Source organism: Okeania sp., from assembly GCF_983059655.1.
In genome coordinates this window covers 1-10,281 of sequence record NZ_CEZPJD010000238.1, presented here as the reverse complement: position 1 = coordinate 10,281, position 10,281 = coordinate 1, and the positions used below count along the sequence as shown (strand labels likewise).

Annotated in this window: 10 protein-coding genes; 4 read left to right on the top strand and 6 right to left on the bottom strand. The window is 35.7% G+C overall.

Annotated features, from left to right (window positions below):
• The first annotated feature begins 352 nt into the window (after positions 1-352).
• Positions 353-478: a hypothetical protein gene (locus AC3DU7_RS14970; RefSeq protein WP_488040129.1), complete on the top strand. Its 126-nt coding sequence runs from the start codon at positions 353-355 to the stop codon at positions 476-478.
• Positions 479-572: 94 nt separating this feature from the next.
• On the opposite strand, the gene AC3DU7_RS14965 is transcribed toward AC3DU7_RS14970, so the two are convergent.
• From AC3DU7_RS14965 to petE, 3 genes are all read right to left on the bottom strand, one after another.
• Positions 573-1,427 carry a tetratricopeptide repeat protein gene (locus AC3DU7_RS14965; RefSeq protein ID WP_488040128.1) on the bottom strand — a complete coding sequence of 285 codons (855 nt, stop codon included), beginning with the start codon at positions 1,425-1,427 and terminating at the stop codon, positions 573-575.
• 776 nt (positions 1,428-2,203) lie between these two features.
• Positions 2,204-2,548 (bottom strand): cytochrome c6 PetJ, encoded by a 345-nt coding sequence (petJ, locus tag AC3DU7_RS14960; protein ID WP_488040127.1) that lies wholly within the window; start codon positions 2,546-2,548, stop codon positions 2,204-2,206.
• Between the two features lie 1,013 nt (positions 2,549-3,561).
• The gene (petE, locus tag AC3DU7_RS14955; protein ID WP_488040126.1) at positions 3,562-3,963 is read right to left on the bottom strand and encodes a plastocyanin; all 402 of its coding nucleotides are present in this window, start codon (positions 3,961-3,963) and stop codon (positions 3,562-3,564) included.
• A 217-nt stretch (positions 3,964-4,180) separates the two neighbouring features.
• Here petE and AC3DU7_RS14950 point away from each other — a divergent pair, with 217 nt between their 5' ends.
• Together AC3DU7_RS14950 and AC3DU7_RS14945 are read left to right on the top strand one after the other, a co-directional pair.
• Positions 4,181-4,603 (top strand): BlaI/MecI/CopY family transcriptional regulator, encoded by a 423-nt coding sequence (locus tag AC3DU7_RS14950; RefSeq protein ID WP_488040125.1) that lies wholly within the window; start codon positions 4,181-4,183, stop codon positions 4,601-4,603.
• On the top strand, positions 4,603-5,448 hold the full coding sequence (locus tag AC3DU7_RS14945; RefSeq protein ID WP_488040124.1) for a M56 family metallopeptidase: 846 nt from the start codon (positions 4,603-4,605) through the stop codon (positions 5,446-5,448). The genes AC3DU7_RS14950 and AC3DU7_RS14945 overlap by 1 nt, the downstream gene beginning before the upstream one ends.
• Before the next feature lie 429 nt (positions 5,449-5,877).
• Here the strand turns inward: AC3DU7_RS14945 and AC3DU7_RS14940 are convergent, their stop codons facing one another.
• From AC3DU7_RS14940 to AC3DU7_RS14930, 3 genes are all read right to left on the bottom strand, one after another.
• A complete protein-coding gene (locus tag AC3DU7_RS14940) occupies positions 5,878-6,429 on the bottom strand; it encodes a gamma-glutamylcyclotransferase (RefSeq protein WP_488040123.1) in 552 nt (183 codons plus the stop codon).
• 410 nt (positions 6,430-6,839) lie between these two features.
• Positions 6,840-7,955 (bottom strand): aldo/keto reductase, encoded by a 1,116-nt coding sequence (locus AC3DU7_RS14935; RefSeq protein WP_488040122.1) that lies wholly within the window; start codon positions 7,953-7,955, stop codon positions 6,840-6,842.
• 364 nt (positions 7,956-8,319) lie between these two features.
• On the bottom strand, positions 8,320-8,826 hold the full coding sequence (locus tag AC3DU7_RS14930) for a bifunctional nuclease family protein (protein WP_202222717.1): 507 nt from the start codon (positions 8,824-8,826) through the stop codon (positions 8,320-8,322).
• Positions 8,827-9,121: 295 nt separating this feature from the next.
• Here AC3DU7_RS14930 and ribE point away from each other — a divergent pair, with 295 nt between their 5' ends.
• Entirely contained in the window at positions 9,122-9,835 is a 714-nt protein-coding gene (gene ribE, locus AC3DU7_RS14925) for a riboflavin synthase (RefSeq protein WP_488040121.1), read from the top strand.
• Positions 9,836-10,281 lie beyond the last annotated feature (446 nt).

Here is a 10,281-nt window from a genome sequence, read left to right as displayed (position 1 = left end):
TGCATCTAAGTTCATCTCCTTTTGGAGTTGGGGAATATTCCTCAACTTTTTTTTTGTGAATATTTAGGGCTTGCTGAATAAAGTCTATTGGTAGGGTTCAAGAATTAAGAATTAAGAATTTAGAATTTAGAATTACCTCTCCTTGAAAAGAAGAGGATTGACGAACAGGAAAATTTTTATTTATTATCCCCTTAAAAGGGGAGGCTTTAAACCACTATATTTCGGTAAGGGTCAGGAGTCAGAAGTCAGGAGGAATGCGAATTATAGAAGAGGTAGTCAGAATAATCGTCCCAAAATACTAGCTTTATGTAGCTCTTGCCACTGAAAAGCTGATACTTTTTTAGACAAAAAAATGCTACAATCTTTATCTGTCAATGCTTTGATATTTAATCAGCAAGCCCTATTTATGTCTGGGTTAAAGTGGATAATTTTTTCTTTAATGATGCTCGGGAGAAAGTATGGTTTTTGTGTTGAATAAAAATTTAGATGCGTTTGCCCTGGACAAATAACCCCCAATACTTAGCTCCTATAATAACTATACTATGTTAGACCATGAAAACTTCAGTAGTATATCAAGCAATGGTGGTTTGATTAGATGATAGGAGCCATGTTTGTAGTTTATTAATCAGAGCTTGAGTGTGATGATAAGCTACCATATCTCCTCCATCGCAGAAACATTTTGCTGCTGCTTGCCAGTCTTGAATTGCTGCTTGATAAAGTCCCTGGTGGTGGTGTAACAGTCCTCGGTTTAAATAAGCTTGAGCTTCATGGGGATTAAGTTGTAGAGTTTTGCTAAAATCTTCCATTGCTCCTTCTATATTTCCCATTTTGCTACAGACACAACCTCGGTTTAAATAAGCTCTGGAATTATTAGCATCAATATTAATAGCATAAGTAAAATCTGCCATTGCCTTGTGCATTTTTTTTGACATTAAATATGCTAAACCTCGCTCGTTGTAGATATCTGATCGATCAAAATTATTGTCTTGCTTGGTATTTGCTAAAGCTAGGTTATAGTCAAATACAGCTTTCTGATAATTTTTCAGCTCAAAGTTAGCTAAACCTCGATTATATAAAGCACGAAAATCATTATGATTGCGATCGAGGACTTTGGTATATTCTGTACTAGCCTTTTGGTAATTACCAATGTTGTAGTAGGCTAAACCTAAATTCAGATTTGCTTCTGGATTTTCTGGGTTGAGTTTAATAGCTTGGGTACAGTCAGCGATCGCTTGCTCGTACTTTTCCCACTGAAGATAGACTAAACATCTATTACTATAAGCACTGGCAAAGTTAGAATTAAGTTCTATTACTTTGGTAAAATTTTTAACTGCTTGTTCATAGTTTTTATCTTGAGTATTAACTATACCTTCGGTAAAAATTTTTTTATAAATTCTGCTCTCTGAGCTAGCAGTTGCAGTTTTCATTGGTGGGGAGAATGAAAAAAAGATTACTGCAAAAACTATGCCAATACTTAGTAGAAATCGATAAAAGTTGTTCATAAGATCTGTGAAGATTGATAATAGTTATTGGCGATAATTAAGCTATGGCTTTTACATTAAATGTTAATCAGCCTCCAATAGTTTTTATTACAACTGATTATTCAAGTTCTATCTAAATTTATTATATTTATTTCAATATTAATGTAAGCATTTAGCTGTCAGCTATTAGCTAGCCTCCTAGGTCGGAACTGCGAACTTCAGCTATTAATTTTAGGGAAGGTAAAAGCCACCTTTGAAATTGAAAAATAATAAAAAGTTACTGCCAAAGTCTCAAGACCAAACCAGAGAATTAATTATTCATTACTAATTGCTGTTTGCGTAGCATTCCGTAGGAATAGCTGACTGCTGATAGCTAGAATGCTTAGATATTAATATTGGGGTGAACATATAGAGCAAACTCAGCAGTTTCTTTCGCTCTAAATTTTCACCCCAACTAACTATTTAAGAAAAATTTATGAAGACGAGAAAATTTTCAATTGTGAAGTAGAAAATTATTCTCGCTAATACTTTCATAACTTACATACACAGAAAGCGGATACGTCTGTGTAGAATTTTGATACTTTTTAAAGGCGGTCATAACTTCCTGAGAAACAGAAGCAATTTTTGACTAAGCAATAACTACTTTGTGTTTACAGTGGTTGATAGTAACTGAAAAAGTCCAGTCCTAATTATCTCAAGATGAAGCTAATTTCTTATCTAAATTATTTCCATTTGTCAGCTTGATCTACAACATAAGCTACAACATCTTCAATATCATTAGGTTTGAGACGACCTTTGAAAGCTGGCATTGCTCCCTTACCATTTGTGACTTGATAGGTTACTGCTGCTACACTATCTTCTGTAAAACCTTTGAGATATTTTTCTAAAGCATTCTTTTTCAGAGTTTTAGGTGCCATGATTGTATTACGACCACCTAAATGGCAAGCATTACAATTACCTTGAAATATCTGCTTTCCATGGCCTAAGTCTGCTGCTAAAGCGGGGGGTTGTACAGCAACAATAACAAAAGTTATGGCCAATACCACAATTGATAGTAATTTTTTCAATTTTGTTCTCCTCTCTCAAAACAAATCTACAGATACAAAAAATTCTTAAATCTGCGTTGCTAATTCTAAATTACGCCTTAATATTAAGTCAAACGACAGCTTGTCAAACATAAAAATAAAATTAATCATGCTCGAATAGTTTTGAATGCTACATTTTTAATTTGTAGTGATACTTTAATGTTCTTTATAGTAGAGCAAAAATAAAGAATAAAGAGGGAAGAAAAATTATTAAGTTGTTTTAGTTTTAAACTTTTGAACTGTCCTAAGCTTTTTTTCGACTGTTATTTTAATAATAGAAATAAAAATAATTATTCTCCCTCTAAAAGTATTCAAATCACAAGAATAAATTGTGGAAATTATTAACACTTGTGGTAGATAAATTTTTAGAGGGAGAAATATTTAAGAGTTATTGATTGCAACTCTAAATTTTGATTAGTATTATGAGATCTAAACTATTTATTGACTTCTAACCCAACTAAAGTACGGGTGATTCTAAGCAGTTGTTTTGAATCGGTTTAAAAACGCGATTCTTCACACCTACTAGCTGTCACTAGACATGATTAGTTTTTCCAGTGGTGGTAGTCAAAAACCACCTACAGACTCAAATATGCTCACAAGAATGCCACATACATCGCCCTTACTTTTGTCTCGCTTTCAGAGTGGTTTTACTCAAAGAGTTAGCTTATAAATCCCTATCCTTGCTGCCTGTTGGTCTGTGCCTTAGTCTTGGTAGAACCATGCTACTAATTTCTTCCCGATAGGAGTTTCACCCCTACTAGCAAAGAGTCTATGGGACAAACCTTGTTCCTACTCGCATTCATAGGTATTATTCCACATTTTGGGATACTTGGGAATAAATTCCCACAACTTGTTTTCATCCAAGGGCTAAAGCCACTTGGCTTTCAACTGCACGTTTTTTTGTAATTTACACAAGAACGGATATCCTTAGTAATCACATTAATAAACTACAGTAAAGCAAATTTAAAGTAGTTTCTCACGCCCAAGTTCTACTATTATTCTACAACTAAATGGCCAACCATACCTGCACCACGGTGAGGAGTGCAGAAGAACTCATAATCACCAGACTTAGCATCTGCTGGGATATTTACATCAAAGCTTTCTCCAGCTTTATAAGCCAAATTTTTGTGAGAAAGTGATTTGGACAGTTCTGAATCTGGTGATTTAGCTGGATTGAACATTACATTATGAGGTGCGAGCATACCATTTTTAAATGTAACTGTATCGCCTGGCTTAACAGCTACTTTCTTAGGGCTAAATTGTAGTCCACCAGCACCCATTGTTACTTGATAGTTTGCTGCTTCTGCTGGGTGAGAAAATACTAGACTACCAATAACTAGCATAACTACGGAAGCTAGCAGTGCTATAGACTTAGAAAGTGAAGAGATAAAACGCATCTTTACTCCTGTTTTTTTTAAGATTATTATGTATTCACAGGTCATTATACAATAGATATATCCAAAAAAAAATCTGAAACCCAGATATAATCAGGGTTAAAATCTAATTTATGGATATTTTTAATTGTAAAACGACAGATTGTCATACTTAAATAATTTACCAGAAAAAAGGAGAAATTTTAACTATGCTGCTGTCAAAATCTAAAAATAGAAAATAATGAGTCCTTTACCAGATTACCGTCCCCAACAAATGTCTTTAGGCCCTCTAGAAACAGAGATTTTGAATATTGTTTGGAATTTAGGTTGTGCCACAGTCAAACAGGTACATGAATATATTCTGGCTGACCCTGACCGAGAACTAGCTTATACTTCAGTAACTACAGTGCTACGTCGCCTGACTCAAAAGGGTTGGTTAGTTTGTGATGAAAGTGGCCGTGCTTTTGTATGGCGACCTTTAGTTTCTCGTAGAGAAGCTCAAATGTTGAGAGCGCATCAACAATTAAATAAATTTCTGGAAATAGGAAACCCAGATTTAGTGGCCTCTTTTGCCGATAGTCTAGATTCTGCTAGTATCGACCAAATAGAAGCGATCGCCGAAAAGCTAAAAGCTATACGCAAAGTTAGGGAGGAGAAAGAATAATGCACCTCATCATTATCTTGGCAGCTATTGGCCTATCTTATAGTCTGAGAAAAGCTAACTTTTTTACTCCGTGTAATTGGGGCCAACGTTGGGAGCGATCGCTGCTGTTATTTATTTCTTCTCCCATAATATTGATGACAACGGCTATTGCAGTTATTGGTATGGGTCCTCAAGGAGAAATGCTTGGACTATCAACTGGATGGTTTAGTTATTTATTGGCCTGGGGTTTTTGTGGATGGACAGCTATTTTAGCTTTGGTTTTAGGTTATCAAGGTTGGCGGTCTATACAAGAAGTGAATGATTATCCTCAGATAATGATTAAGGGTAAATCAGCACGTTTACTGGATAGTCCTATTTTATTTAGTGCCCAAATAGGCTTTTGGAGTTCTCAGTTAGTAGTGAGTAAAGGACTTATAGAAAGATTAAATTCCGAGCAACTTTATGCAGTTTTAAATCACGAACAAGCACATTATTATTATCGAGATACTTTTTGGTTTTTTTGGTTAGGTTGGTTAGGAAAAATTGTGCCTTTTTTACCAAATACTGAAATGTTGTGGCATGAACTTTTGACTCTTCGAGAAATGCGTGCCGATCGATGGGCAAAAAAACAAGTTGATGGATTATTATTGGCAGAAATTTTGTTGTTAATGGTGAGCGATCGTTTAACTCAGACAGCTAATTTTTCTGCTGCATTTAGTTGTACAACTCCGCCTAACCGTTTGACTGAAAGAATTGATGCTTTACTAGCAGAACCAGATTTTTCTATACAGCAAAATAATTACTGGTTTTGGAGTTGGGTATTATTAAGTTTTTTCCCTTTAATAACTATGTTATTTCATCAGTAAAAGAAGAGGGAAGAAGGAAGAGGATAAATATTATCCAGGCATGATATGTAGGGTATTTCATATTAGTGAGGTATACTAGTCGCGGGCAAGATGCCCGCACTACAAATACTTTACCATTTATATTTGTACCTCATCTATCTGCAATCTGCTGTAAATTGTGTAATCGTTTGTGGTTAACTCACTCTAGCAAGATGTACAAAATTTCAACATTTTAAAGGATACAATTTTTCTAAGCGTGACAATGAATTAACCTTATTCCCCCACTCCCTTACTCCCCCACTCCTCTACTTTTTTTTCTCTCATGACAATGAATTAGCCCTGCCTTAAAAGGGGAGGCTTTGGACCTCATTTTTTGGTTAGGACGTATCAAAAGCTTAAAACTCAGACAACGCCAGATTTTCCTTCTTCCTTCTTCCTTCTGCTATATATCTAAGCTACTGACAAGAAATATTGTTGTCTTTTCTGATGCTGTAAATTATGCATATGTTCAAACAATTTCCAACAATATTCTTCAGAAAGTCCGCAAGTTATAGCTCCTCTAAGTACAACATTAAAATACCAATCGTTAGGGGCTAATTCTTGGGCTAACTTATTTATAACAATATAGGTACAAACCCCACTATATAATTTCCCTTGACTATACACATCAACTATTTCTGGTCGATAACCACCACAGTGAATTTGTTTAATAAAATCGAATTTTACAGTTTCTCTTTCATCTAGACGAGGGCGTAACCTCAAAGGTAAATTATAAAGAACTCCTTCTACATTAGAATTTGGGTCTTTTACTACATCTAATGCTCCACAATTACGCTTTTCTGAATAACGATAAAATCCAATTCTATATCCTTTAAGTGTAGCCGGACCGATGACGTAAGGATGAGTATTTTCTCCCAAAGTTCGTTTTAAGTCTACAGGACACATACAAGATCCATAGGCAAAGTAGTAAAACTTTTTCTCTGTAGAAGTCTGCTTGTTCATCTTAGTTATTAATTTGAAAATCTGAGTTAGTATATTTCTAGAAAGAAATATATTACAGGAGTATATGCACTTAATTGTGCAAAAAATTTCTTGCTTTTTTCTGTTCGATTTTGCACAGCATAGTAATCATCAGTAAGCTATTAGCTAAATGAATGAATATAGGGAGTAAATCTACAAGCTAGTTGCTTCATAATCTCACTGTTTATAAATTTTGCAGTAAGTCAATCAGCATCAATTAGGATGATATACTGAGGATAATTAAACTAATTTTTCAGATGGTTGTTGTATAGCTTTAAAGCTTGAAGCATCTGTTATCAACAAAAAACGAGAAGCCTACACTATAGCGCCAAATTACTGTGGGAGTATGTCACAATAATCTACTTTCAGGACTTATCCCCTAGTTCTTCAATTCATTCCCACAGCCGACGACCAGAGGAACCTTTTAGTTTTTGATGGGTATCTTTCAACAAATTCGGTATATCTAAGTTTTCTGGACACCTGGGTAAACACTCTCCACATTCAGTGCATCGACTTCCTTTTCTGCCTGGAAACCAATGACCTGCATTTTCAAACATTCCATATCGATACTTACCGAATTCTTTCATATCATAGGCTACACTCAAATTTCTTAATCTCAAGACTTCTGGAATATGAATATTTTCTGGACATGGCAAACAATCATAACATTGACTACATTTTTCTGTGCCTAACCTTGTTAAAGCCTGAGTTTCCAAACGCTGAAATATCTCAGCTTCTTGAGGAGTGAGGGGTTGTGTGCGATCGCTCATGCTCAAAGGCCATTCTAATTCTTGTGGCCTAGCAGCACCCACACTGAGAGTTGTTATTCTCGGGTCACTTAATAGAAATCGATAATTTAATTCCAATGGAGAAGACGGTTGACACAATTTCTGAAGAGTAGGAGATGGTGTATATAATTGCCCACCTTTATCTGCTGGAGAAATAATAAAAATGCCCATATCTTTTTGTTTGGCTAACTCTATTGCAGGGGCATTGCGTTGGAAAAAGTAGTAGTAATGTAAGTTAATAAATTGAAAAAAGTCGGTATTAATAGTCGCTAAAATTACATCTAAAGGGCCATGGGTAGAAAAACCAACGTGTCTAACTCGCCCATCATCGATCATTTTATGTAGTGCTTGAATTCCATTAAGGGTAATTTCTAAATGTTCCCAAGTATTAATGCCATGAATAGCCAAAAAGTCTAAATAGTCTGTATTGAGGTTTTCTAGAGATTCATTGATATAGCGCTCTATCAAACCGACATCTCTTGTGGGTGTAATTTTTGTTGTGATATAAAGTTGGGTACGCTGCAGCTCACAGACCAACGCCGCACCCAGATATTTTTCACTTTTACCATAACCTCTAGCTGTTTCTATGTGGTTAATTCCCATATTTACAGCTTTCTTGATTGTTTCTACAGCATTTTCCTGAGATACCAAGTATCGCATAGTTCCCAAAGAAAAAACTGAGAGGTTTAAGTTCGTTTTGCCAAACCTACGGTAGTGCACCTATATACTTTAAGTTTTTAGTTTTGCTATTTAGTGGTCGCTTCTCCCTAGCTATTCTAAAATATAGCAGTTCGCCTATAATGCCTATAAGTTTTAAGTGAATCAAACAATATAATAGAATCTGGCATATTCAATACCTGAGTCCTAACTTATATTTATTAGTTGGCCAAGGTTATTTCAGTTATCAGTTATCAATTATCAGCACCTCTAGCTGTTGACGCAGCATGGCCTAGGAAAGCATTGTGAATTGAAAATATGAAATCTTCTTTTTTTATCCTCTTAAAAGAGGAGACTTCAGACCCAAATTTTTCGGTTCAAATAAACTTTCAAAAGTTTTTGCATTTTCAATTCTATTAAAATGGTATTATGATAACCCGCCAGTACTAGAACCACCACGTTTGATTAAATCTTCAGGGCGAAGTTTTGATATAAAGTCCCTAAAAGCTTGCCTTTCTGCCTCATCTGCATCTCGGTCTACTGGAATAGAGGCATCTGCTACAACTTCTTCCATTACCCAGATGGGACTATTTGTACGGAGAGCAATAGCGATCGCATCACTGGGCCTAGCATCAATTTCTTTTTTAGTTTCTCCTTGCTTCATAATCAGCGCTGCATAGAAGGTGTTATCTTGCAATGAATGAATTACCACCTTTTCCAGGACCCCACTTAGTGATTCTAAAATACTGACCGTGAGGTCGTGAGTCAATGGACGTGGTGGCTGATGGTTTTCTAGGGCGCTAATAATTGCTTTAGCCTGGTCTTGACCTATATAGATAGGTAAAGCACGTCTCTCCGTACCATCTCTTAACAACACAATTGGATTTCGTGTTGATGCATCCAATGCTATTCCTGCAACTTTCATTTCAATCATTGGCTCGGCCTCATTTTATAGTAATTTTTATCAAGCTGTATGGAATGTAAGTAAGTATAAATATAGATAAGGATCGAGTAATTTTTAGTATGACTTGATATTTACCTATATGAGTCATCTTTACATTCATTTATTATCTTCGATCTTTGAGAATATGGTGTCTACCTTGACTCATGGTTCACCATGATGTATCAACCTTGTAATTACAAGACTAGCATTGCTACTTATAGAATATTAATAGAGTTTGTGTTCATAAAATTTAACTAATATTTAATTAATTATCAGAGGAAAAATAGTGTTTACAGGATTGATTCAAGCTTTAGGAAAAATTAAGCTTTTAGAAGAAAGCCAAGTTTTAGTTTCTTTGGCATCATCTAGCGACAGTAAAATCATCTTGGAAGATTTGGCCATTGGCGATAGTGTAGCTGTAGATGGTGTTTGTCTAACAGTAATAGACATTTTAGCTCAAGGATTTGTGGCGATCGTATCACCTGAGACCTTACAACGTAGTACATTAGGCCAAATATCGGATAGGTATGTGAATCTTGAGACTTCACTGCGAGCAGGTAGTAAGTTAGGAGGCCATTTTGTTACTGGTCATATTGATGGGGTTGGACGCTTGGAAACCTCTGTGGAAACTATTAATGCCTGGGAAATGAGATTTACAGCTTCACAAACAAAGGATGACAGGTGGCAACGTCAGATAGCTCCCTATATTGTGTCTAAAGGAAGTATTGCAGTTAATGGTATTAGTTTAACTGTGGCTGATTGTGATGTGGATGGCAATTGGTTTGAGGTAGCAGTTATTCCCCACAGTTTTAATGAAACAAATTTGTGTCATTTAAAAGCAAGTAGTTTAGTGAATATTGAGGTAGATATTCTTGGTAAATATGTGGCTAAGTTTCTACGTCAGAATTCTAATAACCATTCAGTTTTAGTAGGAAATTCTCATGTTAATAGTTTCCAAGATATTACACCAGAATTTTTGAGTGAAAATGGTTTTATTTAAAATAGGGAGTAGGGAGTAGGTAGTAGGCAGTAGGGGGAAATAATTGATAATTGATGGATAATAATTGATTGTATTTTTTATTTTTACCGAATATAGCAATGAGCGCTGGTATATTTACAAATGATAGGAGGGGCCAAATAGCTAAAAGTCTTATATTGTGGGCAATTTATTCCCCCTATTGCCTCTCTTGGTCAGCATTCCGCAAGCGAGCTGGCGGCGACGCGGGGTCTGACCGCTGTTGCCAGATGAGCTGTTGCCTGCGCACAGCGCTATAATTAGAGTTTGCTGAATAAAGTCTTTTGGTAAAGGTAGAAGTCAGGAGTCAGTTGTGAGAATTGAGGTGTTCCTTAAAAGTGTAGAATATAGCTTCATATAATACGTTTTTTTCTTCTTCCCTGTTGCCTGTTGCCTGTTGCCTGTTGCCTGTTGCCTGTTGCCTGTTGCCT

Excerpts from the sequence above, each read along its gene's own strand:
- AC3DU7_RS14930 (WP_202222717.1), bottom strand. The coding sequence starts at position 8,826 with ATGATTGAAATGAAAGTTGCAGGAATAGCATTGGATGCATCAACACGA.
- AC3DU7_RS14940 (WP_488040123.1), bottom strand. The coding sequence starts at position 6,429 with ATGAACAAGCAGACTTCTACAGAGAAAAAGTTTTACTACTTTGCCTAT.
- AC3DU7_RS14965 (WP_488040128.1), bottom strand. The coding sequence starts at position 1,427 with ATGAAAACTGCAACTGCTAGCTCAGAGAGCAGAATTTATAAAAAAATT.
- AC3DU7_RS14970 (WP_488040129.1), top strand. The coding sequence starts at position 353 with ATGCTACAATCTTTATCTGTCAATGCTTTGATATTTAATCAGCAAGCC.
- AC3DU7_RS14950 (WP_488040125.1), top strand. The coding sequence starts at position 4,181 with ATGAGTCCTTTACCAGATTACCGTCCCCAACAAATGTCTTTAGGCCCT.
- AC3DU7_RS14945 (WP_488040124.1), top strand. The coding sequence starts at position 4,603 with ATGCACCTCATCATTATCTTGGCAGCTATTGGCCTATCTTATAGTCTG.
- petE (WP_488040126.1), bottom strand. The coding sequence starts at position 3,963 with ATGCGTTTTATCTCTTCACTTTCTAAGTCTATAGCACTGCTAGCTTCC.